This window comes from Nonomuraea sp. NPDC005650 (assembly GCF_040605375.1).
In the GTDB taxonomy this organism is placed as follows: Bacteria; Actinomycetota; Actinomycetes; order Streptosporangiales; family Streptosporangiaceae; genus Nonomuraea.
In genome coordinates, this window is sequence record NZ_JBEXCR010000011.1 from 157,489 (window position 1) to 178,054 (window position 20,566).

A 20,566-nucleotide genomic window follows, 5' to 3' on the forward strand; every position below is an offset into this window, starting at 1 on the left:
GAGGGCCGGCAGCAATGGCAACGGAGAATTCCGGACCACACCTGCCGCCGTCCTGGCCAGACGCACCACGCCGTGACATGCCCGGCGCCCATGCAGCGGAGGTCCCCATGTCCTGGCCCGAGGCCCCGCGGTCCGCCCAGCAGGACCCGGCGTGGCCCGAGCCGCCGCGTACGGACGACTCCTGGCCCGAACCGCCACGCCGCGCCCGCTCCGAGCCCGGCCGTCCCGAGGCCGCGGGCCCGCAGTCGTGGCCGGACCTGCCGCCCCACGGCGCCACCGGACCCTCCTGGCCGGCACCGCCGGCCCGCGACGCCGCCGGACCCTCCCCGCAGAGCGCCGCCGGACCCTCGTGGCCGGACGTGCCGCCCGCGGGCCCCGCGGGCCCGTCCTCCTGGCCCGACACGCCCCCGCCGAGCGCCGGACCGTCCTCCTGGCAGGACTCCCCACCGCAGAGCGGGCCGTCGTCCTGGCCGGACTCCCCACCGCAGAACGGGCCGTCCTCCTGGCCCGACTCCCCGCCCCAGAGCGGCGGCCCCTCGTCCTGGCCCGACACCTCGCCGCAGGGCGGATCGTCCACCCGGCCCGACGTCCAGTTCCCGGGCGGCGGGCCCTCGTCATGGCCGGAGACGTCCCCGCAGAGCGCGCCGACCGCCTGGCCCGAGACCCCGCAGGGCGCCGGCAGCCCGTCCCCGCTGCCGCCGAACGGCCCGTCCTCCTGGCCTGACTCCCCGCCGCAGGGCGGCCCCTCGTCGTGGCCCGACGCCGCACCGCAGAACGGGCGGTCGGCGCGGCCGGACGCCCCGTTCCCCGGTGGGCCGTCCTCGTGGTCCGAGGGTCCCCAGCAGGGCAGCGCCGGGCAGACCTCCTGGCCCGACGCGCCCTCACGGGGCGCGTCGGAGTCCGGCCCGCGCAGCGAGGACCGCCCGGTGCCGGACCCGGTCCCGGCCTGGGAGCAGCCGCCCCCGTCCACCGGCTCCTGGTCGAATCTCTCCTCCCCCGCCCCCTGGCCCCCCGCGGAGCGGGACAGGGCCGGCGCTCCGGAGCAGGCGACGGCGATGTACCAGGTGGACGACCTCCCACAGGGAGCGCACGCGCCGCCCCGGCAGTCGCACCCCTCCGAAGAGCGGACGATGACGTACGCCCAGCACTCCGAGAACCTGCTCAACGACCGCGCCGTACCCTCCACCCCCAATATGGACTCTTCGCACACCGGCACCACGCCCCCCGACGAGGACACGGGCGCCCCCCGCCCCGGCTCGAACCTCAGCCGCGACCCCTCGGACCCCGACCGCCCGTTCGTGACCGCGGGCCAGATCAGCGGCTCCCGCACGCCGCCGCCGGAGCGCCAGCAGGAGCTCTGGAACACCGTCTTCGGCGACAACTACCAGTCCATGGGCGACCAGGACGACCTGGAGGAAGAGAGCCAGGGCAAGCCCATCTGGATCTACGCGCTGGGCGGCTCCGTGGCGATCGCGCTGGTCGCGGCGCTGCTGTGGGCGTTCCTCGCCGGCCCGCTGGCCGGCGACGACCCGGCGGCCTCCAACACCGCGGCCGAGCAGCCCACGACCGCGCAGAAGCCGAGCGCCACGAAGTCCTCGACCACGATCGGCCCGCTGCCGAAGTACCCGGGCAAGGCCGCCCCCGTCCTCGGCCGGGTGCCCGACGCCGCCGCCGGGATCTCGCTCCCGCGCCTGGGCGGCACCTGGCGGCTGGACACGCGCACCACCGTCAAGGCGACGTACAACTACGACACCCGCCAGTTCGTCCCGATCACGCAGGACAAGAGCGCCCAGCTCATGTCCGGCCCGCTGCCGCAGAAGCTGGCCTCGTACTACGAGAAGGACAACCTGGAGCCGGTCATCAAGCAGGTGGTGCTGGACGCGCGCAAGCGCTTCTTCCCCACCGGCAACAAGGTGCGCAAGATCGCCCAGCAGCCGATCAAGGTGGGCGACAACACGGGACGGCTGATCGCGTACTCGCTGACGTCGGACACGGAGAAGGCCACGATCGTGACGATGGCCGTCAACACCGGCGGCAACCTCCCGGCCATCGTCTACATGTCGATCCCGACCGAGAGCAAGCAGCTCCTGCCCGACGTCCGCACGGTCATGAACCAGCTGAGGCTCGGCGCCCAGGGCTGATCAGAAGTCGCACTCCATGTGCTTGATCCCGTTGATGAACATGGAGTGCAGCCGGTCGGGCCTGCCGCCCTCGATCCGCGGCACGCGGCGCAGCAGCTCGCGGAACATCACCGTGATCTCCCGCCTGGCCAGGTGCGCGCCCAGGCAGAAGTGGGGACCGGGCCCGCCGAAGCCGACGTGCGGGTTGGGCTGCCGGGTGATGTCGAAGCGGAGCGGGTCGGCGAACACGCTCTCGTCCCTGTTCGCCGACCAGTAGAACAGGACCGCCTTCTCGCCCTTGCGGTAGAGGTGCCCGTTCATCTCGTGGTCCCGGGTGACCTTGCGGCGCATGAAGTTCACCGGGGAGGCCAGCCGGACGATCTCCTCGACGGCGCCGGGCGCGTGCCCGTCGACGTCCTCCAGCCAGAGCGCGCGCTGCTCGGGGTGGTTGGTGAGCAGGCGCAGGCCGTACGAGATGGCGTTCCTGGTGGTCTCGTTGCCCGCCACCACCAGCAGGATGAAGAACGACCCCAGCTCCTGCAGCGTCAGCCGCTCGCCGTCGATGTTGGCGTTGACCAGGGACGAGGTCAGGTCGTCCGTGGGGTGGTCGGTGCGATGGGCGGCGAGGTCCTGCACGAGCTGCTGGAGCTCCATGCCGGCGTTGAGCAGGCGCTCGGCGAGCTGGTCGAGGTCGGCGCCGCCGTATTCGGGGTCGAAGCCGCCGAGGATGACGTTCGAGCGCTCGAAGACGAACTGGTAGTCCCGCTCGGGGATGCCCATCATGTCGCAGATGATCTTCAGTGGGAGGCGCGCGGCGACCTCGGTGACGAAGTCGCAGCCCGGCCCCTTCGCCAGCAGGTCGTCCACGATGGCGACGGCCGCCGCCTCCACGTCCGACTCGAACTGTTTGATCATCTTGGGCGTGAACGCGCGCGAGACGATCCGGCGCAGCCTGGCGTGGCGCGGGTCGTCCATGTTGATCATCGAGCCGAAGTACTCGGCGAACTCGGCGGGCATGTCGGGGATGTTCGTCGCGCCGCCGCCGCCCGAGCAGAAGACCTCGGGGTTGCGGCTGGCCTCAAGGATGTCGGCGTGCTTGACCAGCGCGTGGTAGCCGGGGCCCGGGGGCGCGAAGTCGACCTCCATCTCCTGGAAGAAGGCGGGGGTCTCCAGCGAGCGCAGCCGCTCGAACGCCTCCTCGCGCTCGCTCATGGGCCGGGCCCAGAAGTCGCGCTCAGACAGATCGAAGTCAAGGACGCTCATATCCCCATCTTTTGGGAAAGCAACCACTTACGTCAATGAAGAAAACCGGTGGCCTGCGACGGCGGGCGGGTTCTAGGGTGGCGCGCATGACGTTCTTCTTCCACCTCCGGTAGCGATCCGCCGGCGGGTCGCGGACGACCCCACCGCCGGCGATGCGGGACGGCTGAGCGAGCGCCGTCCCGGGTCGCGACGCGGGAGAAGGACACGTGCATACCTTTGCCGTGGCCAGGGCGGTGCACGGCATCGAGCCCCTGGTGGCCACGGAGATTCGACGTTCCCGGCTGGGCGTGGTGCGCGGGGTGCGCCACCGCGAGGTGTGGTTCGAGGCCCCGCCGGGGGCCGACCTGCTGGGCCTGCGGACCGCGGACGACGTGCTGCTCGCCGCCGCCGTGGTGGACGGGATCGGCCACGGCCGCTCCGCGCTGCGCCGGCTGGCCCTGGCGGCGCGGGCGGTGGACGTGCGGAGCCTGGTGAGCTCCGGCAACGGGGTGGAGGTGTCGGCGTCGTTCGTCGGGCGCCGCAACTACACCCGGTTCGAGATCGAGGACGCGGTCGGGGCCGAGCTGGCCCGGCCGTTGCGGCTGCCGTACCACTCCAGGAGGGACGGTGCGCGGCCGCCGCGGGACGCGATGGCGTGGCGGGTCACGATCGAGGGCGAGCGGGCGCTCATCGCGCTGCGGGCGGCGGACCGGCCGCTGCACCGGCGGGCGTACAAGACGGCCTCGATCCGGGGCACGCTGCACCCGCCGGTGGCCGCCGCCATGGCGGCGCTGGCCCGCCTCGGGAGCGCGGGGACGGTGCTCGACCCGTGCTGCGGCGCGGGCACGACGCTGATCGAGGCCCGGGCGTCAGCCCCTCGGGCGCGGCTGCTGGGCTTCGACCATGACCCGGCCGCGCTCCGCGCCGCGAGCGCCAACGCGCAGGCCGGGGCCGACGCGCGGACCGGGGCCGACGCGCAGGCCGGGGCCGACACGCGGGCCGGGGCCGACGGCGGGGCGGCGTTCCGGTGGGGCGTGGCGGACGGCGGGCGGATCCCGGTCGCCGACGGGAGCGTGGACCGGGTGCTGGTGAACCCACCCTGGGGGCGTCAGGTGCCGCCCCGTGGGCTGCTCGCACGTGACCTCGGCCCGCTGTGGCGGGAGGTCCGGCGGGTGCTGTCCGGCGACGGGCTCGTCGTGGCGCTGGTGCACGACGGGATCCCGCGCGGGTTCGCGCTGGAGGAGGCGGTCCGGGTCAGCCTCTCGGGGCAGCATCCGGTGATCGCGGTCCTCAGGAAGGAGGCGGGCCCCGTCAGGAGGTGAACCCCCGCGGGCGGACTTGGGTCATCTCGGCCGACGACGGCGCGCCGAGCCAGTCGAGGATGAGCCGGTTGACCTCGGCCGGGCGCTCCAGGTGCAGGAAGTGCCCGGCGCCCGCCACCTGCTCGGACCGCGAGCCCGGGGGCAGGTGACCCGCCGCGTTCTTGGCCAGCCCGGGGCCCAGGCATCCGTCCTGGGCGCCGTGCAGGTACAGGACGGGGCCGGTGACCCCGCCCTCCAGGGCCGGGTAGCGGCCGGAGGGCGGCGTGGTGCCGAGCATGGCCCGGTAGTAGCCGAGGGCCGCGCTCAGGTTGGCGGGCGCGCCGATGCTGCGCCGTACGAACTCCAGGTCCTCGCGGGCGTCGTAGCCGGGCGACCAGTCGTGCCAGAGGTTCTCGAAGAAGCCGGGGCTCGCGGCGGCCGCCTCGCCCAGGCCCGTCTGGAAGAGGAAGATGTAGAAGGACCGCTTGAGCTGGTCGTACTCCAGGAACCCGGCGCCGAGCGAGCCGGGCGGCGGCACCGCGAGCGTGACGGCCCGGCGGAAGCGTCCTGCCAGGTGGTAAACGGGGAAGGCGCCCCAGTCGTGCCCGATGACGACCGCGTCCTCGTCGCCCCCGAGCTCCTCGTGCAGCGCGCGGACGTCGGCCACCAGCGCCGCGTCCTCGTACGCGCCGTCGGCGGGCACCTCGGTGGGCGCGTAGCCCCGCATGAACGGCGCGACCGCGCGGTAGCCGCGCTGGGCCAGCGCGGGCATCAGGTGCCGCCAGGTGTGCGCGGAGTCGGGGAAGCCGTGCAGGCACAGCGCCAGCGGCCCCTCCCCCAACGACAGATACGCGAACTCCACCCCATTGGCGTGGACAGTCCTGATCTCCATGACTGCGAAACCTAGCATTCGGCCCGCCTCAGGAGTACTACAACTTGAAGGGGCCTGCGTCACAGAGGGGAACTCCCGCGGCGGGCACGGGTGCCCGCGCGCGCCGGTCAGAAGGTGTAGTCCATGTGCTTGATGCCGTTGATGAAGTTGGACAGCAGGTGGTCGGGCTCGCCCACGGCCTGGATGTGCGGCACGCGGGTGAACAGCTCGCGGAACATCACGGTCATCTCCCTGCGCGCCAGGTGCGCGCCCAGGCAGTAGTGCGGCCCTGGCCCGCCGAAGCCGACGTGCGGGTTGGGGTCGCGGGTGATGTCGAAGGTGTCGGGGTCCGGGAAGACGGCTTCGTCGCGGTTGGCGGAGTTGTAGAAGAGCAGCACCTTGTCGCCCTTCCGGTACCGCATGCCGTTCATCTCGTGGTCCCGTGTCAGCGTGCGGCGGAACTGGATCACCGGCGTGGCGTACCGGATGATCTCGTCGCACGCGGTGACGATGTGGCCGTCGAAGTTGTTCAGCAGGATCGCGCGCTGCTCGGGGTGGTCGGTGAAGAGCTTGAGACCGTGCGCGATGGCGTTGCGGGTGGTCTCGCTGCCCGCCACCACCAGCAGGATGAAGAACGACCCCAGTTGCTGCGGGCTGAGCCGCTCCTCGCCGTTGACCAGCAGGCTGACCAGGTCGCCCGTGGGGCGCTTGCGCCGCTCGTCGCCCAGGCGGGCGGCCAGCCGGTTGAGTGAGTAGCCGGCGCGCAGCAGCTTGGCCAGGCCCTTGGCGACGTTTCGGCGGTTGAGGTCGGTGCCGACGCCGGTGTACTCGGGGTCGGCGTTGCCCAGGATGACGTTGGTCTGCTGCAGCACCATGTCATGGAATTCGGCCGGGATCCCCATCATGTCGCAGATGACGCGTACGGGGAGCTTGGCGGCCACCTGCGCGACGAAGTCGCCCGGCCCCTGCTCGATCGCCTCGTCCACGATCTCGGCGGCGGCCCTGGCCAGGTCCTCTTCCATCTTCGCCAGGATGCGCGGCGTGAACGCCCTGGACACGACCCGCCGTAACTGCGCGTGCCTCGGGTCGTCCATGTTGATCATCGAGCCGAAGTACACGCTCAGCCAGCGCGGCATGTCGGGGATGCTGTTGGAACAGGGCTCGCTGCTGAACACGGCCGCGTTCCTGCTGGCCTCGGTCACGTCGGCGTGGCGTACGAGGGCGTAGAAGCCGGGACCGCCGCCGATGAACGGCACGATCTGCTCCCGCATGAAGACCGGGCGGTCCAGCTGTCTCAGCCTGCGGAAGGCCTCATTTCGCTCGGACTGCGGCAGCCCCCAGAACGGGATCTGCGACAGGTCCAGGTCAGCGGACAGTGTCATATCACACAAGCCTTCTGCAAGTGCCCACTTACGTCAAGGGGCACTTACTGGTGCTTACCGATTAAATCTGCTGCCTTTTCGCCGATCATGATAGCCGGGGCATGCGTGTGGCCGCGGTTCAACGTCGGCATCACGGACACGTCGACGACCCTGAGCCCTTCGACGCCGCGTACGCGCAGGGAGGGATCGACCACGGAGGCGTCGTCCGTGCCCATGCGGCAGGTGCCGACCGGGTGGTAGAGCGTCTCGCCGCGCTCGCGCACCCACCGCGCGAGCTCCTCGTCGCTCTCCGGCGCCCAGTACGGCGCCATCGGCCCGCCTGCCCACGGCTTCATCGCCGCCGTGGCGAAGACCTGCTTGGCCGTCTTCAGCCCGGCGACCAGGCGCTTGACGTCGGCCTCCGCGCTCAGGTAGCCGGGGTCAATGACCGCGTCCCGGCCGTTGAGCCCGACCCGGCCGCGGCTCTCCGGCTGCAGCAGCACGACCCCGACGGTGAGCCCGTGGCCGGTCGGCGGGGCGAGGCCGTGGTCGACGAACGGCACGGGCGCGAAGATCAGCTCGATGTCGGGCGCGGGCTCCTCGGCCGAGGTCTTGATGAACGCGACCGCCTCGCCCACGTTCGTGGTGAGCATGCCGGAGCGCAGCACGATGTAACGCAGCAGGTTGCTGATCGACTCGGCCTTGGTCAGCGTCACCGGCTGCTTGCACTCGACGAACACGCCGGACGAGAGGTGGTCCTGGAGGTTCTTGCCGACCTCGGGCAGCTCGTGCACGACCGTGACCCCGGCGTCGCGCAGCTCGTCGGGCGCGCCCACGCCGGAGCGCATCAGCAGGTACGGGGAGCCGATCGCGCCCGCGGACAGGATGACCTCGCTCCTGGCCTTGATCTGGGCACCCCCGCTGTGCTCGATGCCGATCGCGCGCCTGCCCTCGAACACCACCCGGTCCACGGTCGCCCCGGTGATCACGTGGAGGTTGGGCCGGGCCTTGGCCGGGCGCAGGTAGGCGTCGGCCGAGCTCCACCTGCGGCCCCGGTTCTGGGTGACGGGGGTGGGGCAGTAGCCCTCGTTGGAGCGGCCGTTCAGCTCGCCGAGCCGGGTGAAGCCGAGCTCCTCGCACGCCTTGAGGAACGCGGCGGTGGTGACGTTGGGGCTGCGCAGCTCGGAGATGTAGACCGGCCCGGCGGTGCCGTAGACGCCGCCCTCGTTGCTGCCGACGCGGTGCTCGGCCCTGGTGAAGTACGGCAGGACCTCGCCGTACGACCAGCCCGGGATGTCCCACTGGTCGTAGTCGCGCTCGCAGCCGCGCACCCACATCTGGGCGTTGAGCGAGGACGAGCCGCCGATCACGCGGCCTCGCGGCCAGTAGAGCTCGCGGCCCGACATCTCGCTCTGCTTGGCCGTGGTGTAGTTCCAGTCGTAGTCGGTCTTGAACAGCTTGGCGAAGCCGGCGGGCATGCGGATCTCCAGCTTGTCGTCCTGGCCACCCGCCTCGACCAGCGCGACCGACACGCCCGGATCGGCCGAGAGCCTGTTGGCCAGCACACACCCGGCGGATCCCGCCCCGACGATCACGTAGTCGTACTCCATGGCTCCTCCAAGTAACTTGTTACTTGCTTACTCCAGGCCGGGCGGCACGTCCATATGGAGTTGTGACCTCGGTTACCTACTAGTCGGTATGACCTTTTGCGAGGATGGCGCCCAAGCCCCGGCTCAGAGGAGGAAGGCGCCATGCTCAACCTGTCGATCGTCCTGGAGGACAGCGCCAGGAACACCCCTGACGGCACCGCCATCGTCTTCGGCGACATGCGGCTGCCGTACTCCATGATCGACACCATCGCCAACCAGGTCGCGAACCTCCTCGTCGCCCGAGGCGTCGGCAAGGGAGACAAGGTCGCGCTGGCGTGCCCCAACCTGCCGTACTTCCCGTTCGTCTATTACGGCATCCTGAAGACCGGCGCCACGGTGGTGCCGCTCAACGTGCTGCTGCAGTCGCGGGAGATCACCTACCACCTCGGCGACAGCGACGCCAAGGCCTTCTTCTGCTTCGAGGGCACGCCCGAGCTGCCGCTGGGCGAGCGCGGCAAGGCGGGCTTCGAGGCCGCGGAGGGCTGCGAGCACTTCTTCGTGCTGCCCGCGACCCCGCTCGCGACCGAGTCCGAGTACGGCGAGTCGATCTGGGCGGCGCTGGGCGGCATGGCGGGCGAGTTCGCGACCGTGCAGACGGCGCCCGACGACACCGCGGTGATCCTCTACACCTCGGGCACCACGGGCCAGCCCAAGGGCGCCGAGCTCAGCCACCAGAACATGCTCATGAACGCCATGGTCAGCGACAAGATGTTCCCCCGCACCGACGAGGGTGACACGTACCTGGCGGTCCTGCCGCTGTTCCACTCCTTCGGCCAGACCGTCGTCATGAACACCGGTTTCCTGCGCGGCGCCACCGTCGTGCTGCTGCCGCGCTTCGACCCGGGCGAGGCGCTCGCGCTCATGGCCAAGGAGGGCGTCACGTTCTTCGCCGGGGTGCCGACGATGTACTGGGGCATGCTCACCAAGATCCACGCGGAGGGCGCGGAGGTGCCCCGCGCCCTTCGCGTCGCCGTCGCCGGCGGCGCGTCCTCGCCGGTCGAGGTGCTCAAGGACTTCGAGCGGACCGTCGGCGTCGGCATCCTGGAGGGGTACGGCCTGTCGGAGACCTCGCCGGTGGCCAGCTTCAACCAGCTCGGCCGCCCCACCAAGCCCGGCACCATCGGCACGCCGATCTGGGGCGTGGAGATGAAACTGGTCGACGGCGACTGGAAGACCGTCGAGGGCGAGGGCCCCGGCGAGATCGCCGTCCGCGGCCACAACATCATGAAGGGCTACTACGGCCGCCCGGAGGCGACGGCCGAGGTGATGCAGGACGGCTGGTTCCGCACGGGCGACATCGCGACCCGTGACGCGGACGGGTACTATTCCATCGTCGACCGGGCCAAGGACATGATCATCCGTGGCGGCTTCAACGTCTATCCGCGGGAGCTCGAAGAGGTCCTGATGACCCACGAGGCCGTGTCGCTGGCCGCCGTGGTGGGGGTCGCGCACGAGTCCCACGGCGAGGAGATCAAGGCGTACGTCATCCCCGCGCCGGGCGTGACGATCACCGAGGACGAGCTGATCGCCTGGGCCAAGGACAACATGGCGGCCTACAAGTACCCCCGGATCGTCGAGTTCCGTGACTCCCTGCCGATGACGGCCACGGGCAAGATCCTCAAGCGCGAGCTCCGGTAACCGGTCGACTCCTTTCCCTCAGGCGCGGGCACTCTGCCCGCGCCTTTCTCTTTGGGAGGTCACATGGCGGACGGCTACGTCGTCATCACCGGAGGGCCGGGCGCGGGGAAGAGCACCCTGGTCGGGCACCTCGCCTCGATGGGGTTCCGGGCGCAGCCGGAGGCCGGGCGGGCGATCATCCGGGACCAGGTGGCGATCTCGGGGCCGGCGCTGCCGTGGCTGGACCCGGGGCTGTTCGCCGAGCTGATGCTGTCGTGGGACCTGCGGTCCTATCACGCCGCCTCGGGCGCGGGGCCCGTGGTCTTCGATCGGGGGCTGGTGGACACGATCGGCTATCTGCGCATGCTGGGGCGTACGGTGCCAGAGCACCTGCACAACGCGGCTCGGACGTACCGCTACCACCGGCGGGTGTTCGCCGCGCCGCCGTGGCCGGAGATCTACGAGCACGACAGCGAGCGCAGGCAGAGCCTCGGGGAGGCCGAGCGGACGTACGAGGCGGTCGTACGGGCCTACGCGGACTACGGCTACTCGGTGGTCACGCTGCCCAGGGCGCCGGTCGAGGAGCGGGCCGCGTTCCTCATCCGCGCGGCCGGCTGGCCGGGACGTACCTGAACGACACCGCCTCGATCAGCGGCCGGCGCCGGGTGTTGTGGAAGGCCGCGATGCGCCACCGGCCGTCCGTCTCGCGGACCAGCGTGTACGTCTGCACCTTGGCCAGCTTGCCGGGGCGCTTCCTGGCCACGTCTCCCTTGCCGGTGACCACAGCGGTGGCTGGGCCGTAGAAGCGCACCCCCGTGAGCTCGTTGAACATCCTCGTGCCCTTCAGCACGGTGTCGAAGAGGGCCTGGTGACCGGCGGCCAGGTCGTCGCGGCCGCGGTAGACGGTGCCGGCAAAGGTCGTGTAGGTGGCGTCGCCGGTGAAGCAGGCGCCGTACGCGGCGCCGTCGCCACGGTTCCAGGCGTCCTCCAGTTCGGCGAACAGCTCCTGGATCTCACTGGTGATCATTTCCGCTCCCTCTGATATTATTTGCACTAGATAAGTCTCTGCTCTCATGCAGATATTAAGTTAAGGAAGAGGAGTTGGGCTTGTCAACCGACCCGAGCGCCGTCTTCCGGCGCTACCTGAGCGCGATCGTGCTCAACAGCCTGGCCGCCGCCGAGGCCGCCGGACTCAACGCCACCGACTATTACGCGCTCAACCTGCTCGACCTCACCGGGCCGCTCACCTCCGGCGAGCTGGCCGCCCAGACGGGGCTGACCACCGGCGCCACGACGCGGCTGATCGACCGCCTGGAGGAGGGCGGGTACGCACGCCGCGCGCCCGACCCCGCGGACCGGCGCAAGGTCATGGTCGAGTCGACAGGCCGGCCGGAACGGCTCGACGAGGTGCTGGCGGGCACCCGGGCGCGGCTGGCCGCGTTGATCCAGGAGTATCCGGAGGCGGAGCGGGCCACGCTGTTCGACTACTTCGGGCGGGCGACAGCGGCGTACCGCTCGGCCACCGACGAGCTCGTCGCGGCGAGGAACGCGTGACGCGCCCCCTGGCCCTCTTCGACCTGGACAACACGCTCATCGACCGGCTGTCCGCCTTCAAGCTGTGGGCCGCCGAGTTCGCCGCCGAGCGGGGGCTCGACGAGGAGGCGGTGGCGTGGATGGTGGCGACGGACGCGGACGGGTCCCTGCCCATGGACGCCTTCTTCGGGCTGGCCCGCGAGCACTTCGGGCTGGCCGAGCCGGTCGACGCGCTGTGGGCGGCCTACCGGGCCCGGCTGCCGCACCTGATCTCGTGCCCCGCACAGGTGCTCGACGGGCTCGAGCGGCTGCGGGCGGCCGGTTGGCTGATCGGCATCGCGACGAACGGGATGGCCGACAACCAGACCGGCAAGATCGAGCGTACGGGGCTCGCGGCCCGCGTGGACGGCTGGGCGATCTCCGGCGCGGAGGGCGTGCGGAAGCCCGACGTCCGGCTGTTCGAGATCGCGGCCCGCAGGTGCGGCGCGTCGCTGAGGCCGGACGGCTGGGTCATCGGCGACGACCCCGAGAAGGACGTCGCGGGCGGCCGCCAGGCGGGATTGCGGACGATCTGGGTCGATCGCGGAGTCTCCGGCGGGGTCGTGGCCGATCACACGGTGACCGACGTGCTGTCCGCCATCGAGCTGTTAATCCGGCTGAAGTGAAATGTCCTGATCGATAGCGTGGCCGGATGCGGGACAGACCGGATTCGTTCGACGAAGGACTACTGCCGCCCGCGCTCGGCGCGTGGGGCATCGAGGCACGCACGCTGGACTACGCGCCGGTCGGCTTCGGCGACTACCACTGGATCGCGGACGGGCGCTGGTTCATCACGGTCGCGGACGTACGCCGGCGCGGCTTCGACGGGCTCCGGCCGGCCATGGACACGGCCGCGGCGCTGCGGTCGGAGGCGGGGCTCGGCTTCGTGGTGGCGCCGCTGCGCACCACCGACGGGGCGACGCTCCTGCGGCTCGACCGCCACCGGTGGGCGATGAGCGTCTTCCCCTTCGTGAACGGCCGCGCCGGCGAGTTCGGCGAGGAGCAGCCGGCCGAGGACCGCGCTGCGATCATCGACCTGCTCGCCACCCTCCACGCCACGCCGCCACCCCTGTCCACTCCCCCGCGTCCCCTGGAGCTCTCGGGCCGGGCCGGGCTGGAGCAGGCGCTCCAGGACAGGCGCCTGCCCTGGCTGGGCGGCCCGTACTCGGAGCCCGCCAGGGAGCTGATCGCCGACCACGCCGGGGTGCTGCGCCGCGGGCTCGCCGAGTTCGACCGGATGGCCGCCGACCCCGGCGAGCCCGTGGTGACGCACGGCGAGCCCCACCCGGGCAACCTGCTGCGTTCCGGCGAACGGTGGCTGCTGGTCGACTGGGACACGGTGGGGCTGGCCGTGCCCGAACGCGACCTGTGGCTGGTCGCCCGGGACGCCGGCGACCTGGCCCGCTACGCCGACGCCACGGGCCGCACCCCCGACGCGGCGGCGCTGGAGCTCTACCGGCTGCGGTGGGCCCTGGACGACGTCGCCGAGTTCGTGGAGTGGTTCCGCTCGCCGCATGGGCGCACGCCGGACGCCGTGGAGAGCTGGGCGGGCCTCACGGGCACCCTCAAAACCCTGGCATCCCCGTTCGGCGACCTGGATTCGTGAGTCTTACTCTTGCTTCCATGCATATCGTAGCCATAAAGTTACTGTTAGTAATCACGTTCGCCAAAGGAGATCACGTGGGCAGGCACGCCAAGCCCCATAGTCCCAAGGACGAGCTACCAGAGCCCCAAGAGGACTCCACCGAGGACGAAACCCACACCAGCCGCGGGAAACACGCCAAAGACCGGCAACTGTCACAGTAGACGCGCACCGCTCCCCACCAGGGGACGGTGCGCCGCCGTTCCACCGCCATCAGTCGGCGATGAGGTGCTTGGGCGGGGCCGTGATCTTGACGGGTTTTCCCCAGCCTCGATAGATGACGTTCATCGTCATGGTCTCGGCCTTACCGCCCTCCGGCCGGGTGAACCTGATGATGGCGTGGAAACGTCGCGGCAGGTTGTCCGGGCCCACCCAGAGTTTCCAGACGATCGGCCCGCTCCATACACCGTCCTCCTTCGCGGTCCCGAAGGTCATCCCGGCCTGCCTCTCGCCCAGCGCGGGAACCGTCACCGTGCCGCTGTGGAGGGTCGTTCTCACTCCCTCGAACGTTCCGCCGTCGGCGCTGGTCGCACCGTGAGAGGCGACCAGCTTGAGGAAGCCCGGGTTGATCCCGTTGATCAGGTCCTCTCCCCAGACGACCCCGGCGTAGTTCCGCCCGTAGGACCATTTCCCCACCGTCGGCGGCGACTTCCAGACGTACTTGCCGTCCTTGGAACGCACGTAGGCCTGTGAGTAGAACTCCCGGCCGATGCTGATCTCCCGGGACCGGCCTGTCCCCTCCGCCTCCTGGGAGATCTCCGTGATGTCGGCGGCGAACACACCGGAGGCGTTGAAGCGGTACGCACCGGACGCCTGAAGGTCCTCCGCGGGCGGGGGCCCGCCGCGTCGCTTGACGGAGAAGCGCACGCCGCTCTTCTTCGCGAACTGCTTCTTGATCGCTTTGACGACGGGGTCGAGAGACTTCGATTCGGGAGCCGCGTGCACGGCGCCGCCGGGAATCGTGACGCTCAGCAGGCCGGCCGCCACCAGCGCGACGCTCATGCGTTTCATCCGCCGATCATCGCTGATGATGATCTCTGTCACATCACGCCAAGTCCCCTGTCCGGGGCTATTGGCGGGAGAGCCCGCGGGTGAGGCCCGCCAGAATGGTCGTGGCAAGGATCCACCCCGCAGCGACCATCCCGGCCGCGAGCCACTGTTGTGAACCGCGCGGGCCGAAGGCGCCCTCCTGCCCGAAGCTGATGATCGGGAGGAGCAGGTCCAGGGTGTAGAGGAAGGCGTTGAAGGGTGGCGCCTCGCCCGGCTTGAAGGCCGGTGGGTGGTCGACGGTGAAAACGACCGTGCCGATGAGGAGAAGGGCTCCGAGCCAGAGCGCGGCACGCAACGGGCGGTAGCCGTACCCCACCGTCCAGTCCTGCAGGTACCCCCAAAGCCGCGCCCCGAGCCGTTGCCCCGTCCGGCGGCGACGCTGTTTGGCCAGCAGCACGTCCCGGGCGGCCTCGTCGAGACCGTGCCTGCGGTAGACGGTGGCCAACTGCTCGTACGGCTGAGGCTGGTAGTCCTCCTTGGCCAACCAGTCAAGCCGCTCCTGGACCGGCAGGGGAGTCTCAAGGCTGTCGTAGGTGAAGCCGTTCACCAGGAGTCGATCCGGCCACCGGCCGGGAACGTCATCGAGCACGCCGACGCGGGTGTGGCGAAGGTCGACGGCGCCAAGAAGCACGGTCTCCGGCCCGATCTTCAGCGAAGCCGCTTCGACGCCACGTACGTGCAGGTCGCCGTCGATGGTGGTCTCCGCGAAGCACAGCACGGCGGCGATCCGCGAATTCCTGATCGAGACGGCGCCCTGAGCGGTGAAGCCTTCGCAGCAGTCGATGCCACCGCCCGCGGCCACCTCCCACAGGGCCAGCACCCGCCCCCCGGGATTGCTGAGGACGGCGCCGTGGAACTCCAGGCTGCCCTCCACCTTGGCGTCGATGAGCACGATCTCTCCATCGGCGGTGAAGCCCTCGCTGCAACTGAGTCTGCCGGTGACCCCCAGCCGCCGCATCGACAGCGCCGTCGCAGCCGGGTTGGACAGTCTCCCGCGGTCGAAGTTGACCGATCCGCGGACCTGCGTCGAGTCGAGGAAGACCTGTCCGGTCGCCACGAAGCCCGGTGTGGCGCGCAGCCCGCCGCCCAGCTCCATCAGCGGCGCGTTCAGCGCGCGTCCTCCCGGATTGACGAGGGTCGCATCAGCGAACGAGAGCGACCCGGCCACGCGGACTCCCCGCAGCAGCACTTCGCCCTCGGCGATCAAACCTTTGTCGATGAGCAGCCCACCCTCGACGGTGAGCCTTTCCGCGTTCAGGACGACGCCGTCGGGGTTGGACAGCCGCGCCCCGCTGAACCCGCACCTCCGTCCCACCCGGGCATCCTGCACGCTCAGCACGCCGTACGAGCGGAAGCCAGGGCCACACGACAGCCCGCCGTCGATGACGGCTCCCTCGGCAGTCAGGCTGTTGCCGCCTGACCGCCCGACCCGCGCGCCGTCGAGCGTCATCGCCCCGCCGATCCTGGCGCCCGAGATGCGTAGCTCCCCGTCGATGGCGGTGTTCGCGCACAGAAGATCCCGCTCGACGATCAGACCGTCGGCGTGGATGGCCGGATCCGCGCGGATCTCCGCACCGCAGAGATCCACCGTCCCGGACACGTGCGCTCCGCCGAGCCGAATCGGGCCATCCACCAGGCACCCTTCCAGGCCCAGCCCCCCGCCGATCACGGCGTCACCGGCCTGCAGCCCGGGCAACCGGGAGGCCGCGAGATCGACCAGGCCGGTACGAGCTCCGGTGAACACCGGCGCTTCCTCGAACTCGCACCCGGTCAAGATCAGAGGGTGCTGCACCTCGGCGTACGACAGATCCAGCCGGCCGGTGACCCGGGCTCCGGACAGGCGCAACCCGGGTGTCTGCCCCGGGAGGCGTTCCTGGGCGCCGAGCAGCAGTCGCGCGATGATCGCGGCCCGAACGGGAGAGCCGGGAAGATCTAAAGGACGCGCCGCGGGAAACGCCTCCCAGAGGGCGAGTTCCGGTTCGGAAAGATCCTCGGTGATCACAGGGCACTCCCGGAACGTCGCACACATCGGTAAGGAGATGGTCCAAGGTCACCACCGGCTTCGCAACCGCGCGATGAACTGAGCCGTGCCGCGGTTCCCCTCGCGGCATCCGGCGGTGGAGGATCTTCCCACTCAGGGGAAGGATCCTCTCCTCCGGAGGAGGAATGACATCCCGATGTCAATCATTCGAGCCGCGAGGCGCTTTCCCCTTCGGCCGCACCGCCTAGGGTCCGAGACGGACTTCACCGCCCGCGCGGAAAGCTTCCCCCCGCGTCATACCTTGCGGTGGAGGATTTTCCTACTCGGGGGGAAGATCCTCCGCCTCGGAGGAGAATTACACACCCATGCCACGTCAACCAGCCTGTGGCGCAAGCCTTCAGGGTGGAGGAAGCATCCGTCGCGCTGAATGGATCAGGTTGTGGGCATCGGCTCCGTACACCGCAGACTTCTGGAGCAGCTTCCAGGTGCGCAAGTAGGTCTCGACGCTGATCGCGTCGTCCAGCCACAGTTCGGCGTGCCAAGTTTCGGTGACCACTTGGCGATCATCGTAAATCCAGAAGCCGACACCCGGTGGGACCTTCAGTGAGGCATGCAGCGGCACGATTCCCAGCTCTACGGTGTCCATGCCGATGACCCCCATGAGGCGATCGAGCTGGGCGGCGAGCGCCGAAGGCGGGCAGATCAGGGCGCGCAGCACCGGTTCCCAGAGGATGATGTGGTAGCGCCTGCCTCCGCTGTAGAGAAGCTCTTGCCGCTTCATACGAGACCGGACGGCTTCTTCGGTGTCCTGCGGCGACTTGTGCAGTTCGGCGGAACGCGTGAGCACAGCGCGCGCATAGTCGGGTGTCTGAAGGATGCCGACAATCCACGAGGACTCCCATGCGCGCAGCACCGAGGAATTGGCCTGAGCGTCGTTATGTGCGTCCTGGACCGGCCTGTGACCTGCGGCAAGTTGCCGTCGCCAGGACCGGATATGCGATTCGAAGCCTCGTAGCCTGGCGAGCAGTTCGTCGTACGTCTCGGGCTGGCCGCATGCGTCCACCCACATCCGCAGATCGTCAGGCGTGGGAGTCTGCTTCCCGTTCTCTAGTCTGCTGACCTTGGACTTGTTCCATCCGTACTCTCGGGCGAGCTGGGTACCGGTGAGTCGACCTCTGGGGGTCGAAAGTCTGATCTCTCGAAGCCGAACGCCTGAGGCTTCGCGCGCTGCCTGATAGTCAGTACTCACTGGTACGCATACACCTGTTTCTGCTACTCCTTCGCAGTCATCGTTGCCGCGAACTCTTTGTATGGAACCGCGTAGTGCCGTGCGACGTCACGTAGCCGGTTGTACTGGCGGCCGACCGCTGCGCCGTCTTCGGTCTTCGCGCGGATGGTGGTGCTCCATGGGGTGGTGAGGTCCCACGCAGGAGCCTCGCCTCGTACGAACTGGGCGTAGGTCTCGGTGGCTTCGTCGGAGGCGTAACGTGCGCGCATCTCCAGATGCCATGCGCTGTGCCGGAAGTTCTCGAAGAGGAGTGCGAACTGCTCCGGGTTGAGAATGCGCGGCTTGGTGTCCCGGCTGCGCGGACCGAAATCGATCAACGTGTTGCGCGGCACGACGATGGCGACCTCGTCTTCGTCGAGGTGCTGCAGTTGGGCGATGTCGTCGGGGTCCGTGAGTCGCGGTCCGTGCACGATGACCTCACCTGTGTCGAGGTCCTCGTGCACAGCGGGGCAGCCGCCCTCGCCGGAACCGGAGCCGTTGAATCGCAGTCGACGTGCCATGACCAGTTCCTTTCGTCGGAGACTGATCTCAAGCTTGTCCGAGGGCAGCACTCCTTTCCCGAGCTTCAGCCGACGCGCATCGACAACATTTCTCAACTTCGCTGAGCCGGCAAGCAACTGCACGCAACTCCCATGGCGGCTGGTGAAGCGCCCTACCTACTGTCCGAGCCATGGACAGTCAGCGCACCCAAACCCCGCGCCGTCGCCCGCATCGGACGCCAGACCGGCCGGCGGCGAAAGCGTGACGCGGCATCGGCAGGTCTATCCACCATCGTGCTCGCCTGAGATCCCCGGTAGCGCAGTTGGGGGTCGCGGTGAGACCTGTGCCTACTACGGCATCCCGGAGAACGTCGCCCCGAGGTGCGATGCGCCCCTGCATCCTCATCCCGGATGGTCGGTGTGGCGGCGGTGAGGAACGCCTTCGCTCTATGCGGCGACTGCGGCCAGGACGTGGTGCGCGCCCACCTGTTCGATCGCTGTGGCGGGATCCGCATCCTGCTCGACCCCACGCCGGTGGTCGGCGGCGACTACACCTACTGGAACCCGATTTACAGCCGGAACCCGACATACAGCGGCCAGCCGTGGCGCGCCACTTCCCGGCCCGTCAAGGTGCCGGTGCCTCTCGGTATGTCCGAGGAAGACGCCAAGCAGTGGGACGGCAAGGGGGCGGCCGATGGCAGGGGCTGGTTTGTGCAGCACGTGTGCGGGTTGACGGCCGAACAGGTCGTCGACGAACGGCGCCGGAGAAAGAGCGCGTAGACCGCCCCGCCCGAAAGCACCGGAGGGCCTCACGGGCGGGGGTGCTGGCGGCGGTTCCATCCTCGGGCGCTTTGCCGCGCGCACCTCTGCCACCCAGTGTTCCGGGACGGTCGCCGTCTCGGCCGACGAGTCAACGGACCCGGCAACCGGGCAACGCGCGCTTGCGGCTTCAGCGAGCGAAGCGAGCGGAGGTTTCGGGGTGGGCTCCAGCGGACCCACCGCCTGGTCAGGCAACGGGCGGGCACCAGCGAGCGGGGGTTTCGGGGGATCGAAAGGGGGCGGAGCCTCCTTGGGAGGCGCTGGCTGAGCACTCGTACGGCGCGCAGCGCCTCCCAAGGCGAAGACCGTGTTTCAGGGCCAGTCGATGGACGGCCGGAGGGAGACTTCGGAGTGGCCCTCCGTGTCGAGCTTGACGCCCAGCACCTGGTGGAGCTGGACCTTGTTGCGCTCGAACCCCACGATGCAGCCCGCCATGTACAGAGCCCACACCCGGGCCGTGCCCATGCCGACCTCCTCGACCGCGTCCGCCCAGTTGGCGTCGAGGTTGTCGCACCAGTGGCGCAGCGTCTTGGCGTAGTGCTCGCGCAGGTTCTCCTCGTGGCGGATCTCGAAGCCGATGTCCTCCATCTGCCTGACCAGCCAGCCGACCGACTCCAGCTCGCCGTCGGGGAAGACGTACCGGTTGATGAAGCCGCCCTTGTTGAACGTCTTCTCCTTGCCGGTCGGCCGCGTGATGCAGTGGTTGAGGATCCGGCCGCCCGGCCTGAGCTTGCCATACAGGAACTCGAAGTACGACGGGACGTTGGTCTTGCCGATGTGCTCGGTGAGGCCGATCGAGCTGACCGCGTCGAAGTCCGACTCCTGGACGTCGCGGTAGTCCATGTAGCGGACCTCCGCCAGGTCCTGCAGGCCCGCCTCCGCGATGGCCTTCTGGGCCCACTCGGCCTGCTGGCGGCTCAGCGTCACGCCGAGGGCCTTGACGCCGTAGTGCTTGGCGGCGTGCATGACCATCCCGCCCCAGCCGCAGCCGACGTCCAGCAGGCGCATGCCCGGCTTGAGGTCGAGCTTGCGGGCCACCAGGTCGAACTTGGTGTACTGGGCCTCCTCGAGCGTCGCGTCCTCCGAGGGGAAGACGGCGCACGTGTACGCCATGGACGGCCCCAGGACCCACTCGTAGAAGCGGTTGGAGACGTCGTAGTGGTGATGGATGGCCTCGGCGTCGCGCTGCTTGGCGTGACGGGAGCCCAGTTTGGCCAGAGTGCTCTGGCGCATCTCCTGCGGGGGCGGCGGCACCCGCATGAGCAGCGGCTTGACGCCCAGGGCGCGCACGGCGGCGACCTTCTCCTGGGTGGTCAGGTCGTTGGTGGTGATGTTCCACATGCGGTCGAGCAGGGTGTACATGTCGCCGTGCACGTCGATGTGGCCGGAGATGTACGCCCTGGCCAGGCCCAGCTCGCCGGGTGCCTGCGCCAGGTAGGCGACCGCGATGGGGGATTTGACCTCGATGCTCAGGTCGGACCCGTCCGGTCCCGCCTTGCTGCCGTCGTACGCCTGGAACGCGACGTTCGCTTCCGAGCCGACGATCTTTTCAAAGATGGTTGCCAGCGCCACAG

The 20,566-nt window shown here is 69.8% G+C and carries 18 protein-coding genes; 8 read left to right on the forward strand and 10 right to left on the reverse strand.

Annotated features, from left to right (window positions below; all coding sequences use genetic code 11):
- Nucleotides 1-107 precede the first annotated feature (107 nt).
- Nucleotides 108-2,141 (forward strand): hypothetical protein, encoded by a 2,034-nt coding sequence (locus ABZS69_RS20575; protein ID WP_355374511.1) that lies wholly within the window; start codon nt 108-110, stop codon nt 2,139-2,141.
- On the opposite strand, the gene ABZS69_RS20580 is transcribed toward ABZS69_RS20575, so the two are convergent.
- Complete coding sequence (locus ABZS69_RS20580; RefSeq protein ID WP_355374514.1) at nt 2,142-3,383, reverse strand: cytochrome P450; 1,242 nt, start codon at nt 3,381-3,383, stop codon at nt 2,142-2,144.
- A 206-nt stretch (nt 3,384-3,589) separates the two neighbouring features.
- Between ABZS69_RS20580 and ABZS69_RS20585 the strand changes: the two genes are divergently transcribed.
- The gene (locus ABZS69_RS20585; RefSeq protein ID WP_355374516.1) at nt 3,590-4,684 is read left to right on the forward strand and encodes an RNA methyltransferase; all 1,095 of its coding nucleotides are present in this window, start codon (nt 3,590-3,592) and stop codon (nt 4,682-4,684) included.
- Here ABZS69_RS20585 and ABZS69_RS20590 read toward each other — a convergent pair.
- From ABZS69_RS20590 to ABZS69_RS20600, 3 genes are all read right to left on the reverse strand, one after another.
- A complete protein-coding gene (locus tag ABZS69_RS20590; protein WP_355374519.1) occupies nt 4,674-5,555 on the reverse strand; it encodes an alpha/beta hydrolase in 882 nt (293 codons plus the stop codon). The two genes, ABZS69_RS20585 and ABZS69_RS20590, sit on opposite strands and share 11 nt — an antisense overlap.
- A 107-nt stretch (nt 5,556-5,662) precedes the next feature.
- Complete coding sequence (locus ABZS69_RS20595) at nt 5,663-6,916, reverse strand: cytochrome P450 (RefSeq protein WP_355374522.1); 1,254 nt, start codon at nt 6,914-6,916, stop codon at nt 5,663-5,665.
- 44 nt (nt 6,917-6,960) lie between these two features.
- Nucleotides 6,961-8,505: a GMC family oxidoreductase N-terminal domain-containing protein gene (locus ABZS69_RS20600; RefSeq protein ID WP_355374525.1), complete on the reverse strand. Its 1,545-nt coding sequence runs from the start codon at nt 8,503-8,505 to the stop codon at nt 6,961-6,963.
- Between the two features lie 141 nt (nt 8,506-8,646).
- Here ABZS69_RS20600 and ABZS69_RS20605 point away from each other — a divergent pair, with 141 nt between their 5' ends.
- Both ABZS69_RS20605 and ABZS69_RS20610 read left to right on the forward strand, forming a co-directional pair.
- Nucleotides 8,647-10,182 (forward strand): long-chain fatty acid--CoA ligase, encoded by a 1,536-nt coding sequence (locus ABZS69_RS20605; RefSeq protein WP_355374528.1) that lies wholly within the window; start codon nt 8,647-8,649, stop codon nt 10,180-10,182.
- Nucleotides 10,183-10,245: 63 nt separating this feature from the next.
- Entirely contained in the window at nt 10,246-10,794 is a 549-nt protein-coding gene (locus ABZS69_RS20610; protein WP_355374531.1) for an AAA family ATPase, read from the forward strand.
- On the opposite strand, the gene ABZS69_RS20615 is transcribed toward ABZS69_RS20610, so the two are convergent.
- Nucleotides 10,760-11,188, reverse strand: coding sequence for an SgcJ/EcaC family oxidoreductase (locus ABZS69_RS20615; protein ID WP_355374534.1), 429 nt, complete (start codon nt 11,186-11,188; stop codon nt 10,760-10,762). The genes ABZS69_RS20610 and ABZS69_RS20615 overlap by 35 nt on opposite strands.
- An 80-nt stretch (nt 11,189-11,268) precedes the next feature.
- Between ABZS69_RS20615 and ABZS69_RS20620 the strand changes: the two genes are divergently transcribed.
- From ABZS69_RS20620 to ABZS69_RS20630, 3 genes are read left to right on the forward strand one after another with little or no spacing between them, the layout of a single operon-like run.
- Entirely contained in the window at nt 11,269-11,715 is a 447-nt protein-coding gene (locus ABZS69_RS20620) for a MarR family transcriptional regulator (protein ID WP_355374537.1), read from the forward strand.
- Nucleotides 11,712-12,359, forward strand: coding sequence for an HAD family hydrolase (locus ABZS69_RS20625; protein WP_355374540.1), 648 nt, complete (start codon nt 11,712-11,714; stop codon nt 12,357-12,359). Before ABZS69_RS20620 ends, ABZS69_RS20625 begins: the two co-directional genes overlap by 4 nt.
- 26 nt (nt 12,360-12,385) lie before the next feature.
- A complete protein-coding gene (locus ABZS69_RS20630) occupies nt 12,386-13,339 on the forward strand; it encodes a phosphotransferase (protein ID WP_355374543.1) in 954 nt (317 codons plus the stop codon).
- A gap of 249 nt (nt 13,340-13,588) precedes the next feature.
- Here ABZS69_RS20630 and ABZS69_RS20635 read toward each other — a convergent pair whose 3' ends face one another.
- The 4 genes from ABZS69_RS20635 to ABZS69_RS20650 form a co-directional block, all read right to left on the reverse strand.
- Nucleotides 13,589-14,386 carry a hypothetical protein gene (locus tag ABZS69_RS20635; RefSeq protein WP_355374546.1) on the reverse strand — a complete coding sequence of 266 codons (798 nt, stop codon included), beginning with the start codon at nt 14,384-14,386 and terminating at the stop codon, nt 13,589-13,591.
- A 58-nt stretch (nt 14,387-14,444) separates the two neighbouring features.
- On the reverse strand, nt 14,445-16,427 hold the full coding sequence (locus ABZS69_RS20640; RefSeq protein ID WP_355374549.1) for a hypothetical protein: 1,983 nt from the start codon (nt 16,425-16,427) through the stop codon (nt 14,445-14,447).
- A 376-nt stretch (nt 16,428-16,803) separates the two neighbouring features.
- The gene (locus ABZS69_RS20645) at nt 16,804-17,655 is read right to left on the reverse strand and encodes a helix-turn-helix transcriptional regulator (RefSeq protein WP_355374552.1); all 852 of its coding nucleotides are present in this window, start codon (nt 17,653-17,655) and stop codon (nt 16,804-16,806) included.
- Between the two features lie 23 nt (nt 17,656-17,678).
- On the reverse strand, nt 17,679-18,317 hold the full coding sequence (locus ABZS69_RS20650) for a DUF6879 family protein (RefSeq protein ID WP_355374554.1): 639 nt from the start codon (nt 18,315-18,317) through the stop codon (nt 17,679-17,681).
- 267 nt (nt 18,318-18,584) lie between these two features.
- Between ABZS69_RS20650 and ABZS69_RS20655 the strand changes: the two genes are divergently transcribed.
- A complete protein-coding gene (locus ABZS69_RS20655) occupies nt 18,585-18,953 on the forward strand; it encodes a hypothetical protein (RefSeq protein ID WP_355374557.1) in 369 nt (122 codons plus the stop codon).
- 351 nt (nt 18,954-19,304) lie between these two features.
- On the opposite strand, the gene ABZS69_RS20660 is transcribed toward ABZS69_RS20655, so the two are convergent.
- Nucleotides 19,305-20,564: a cyclopropane-fatty-acyl-phospholipid synthase family protein gene (locus ABZS69_RS20660; RefSeq protein ID WP_355374560.1), complete on the reverse strand. Its 1,260-nt coding sequence runs from the start codon at nt 20,562-20,564 to the stop codon at nt 19,305-19,307.
- Nucleotides 20,565-20,566 lie beyond the last annotated feature (2 nt).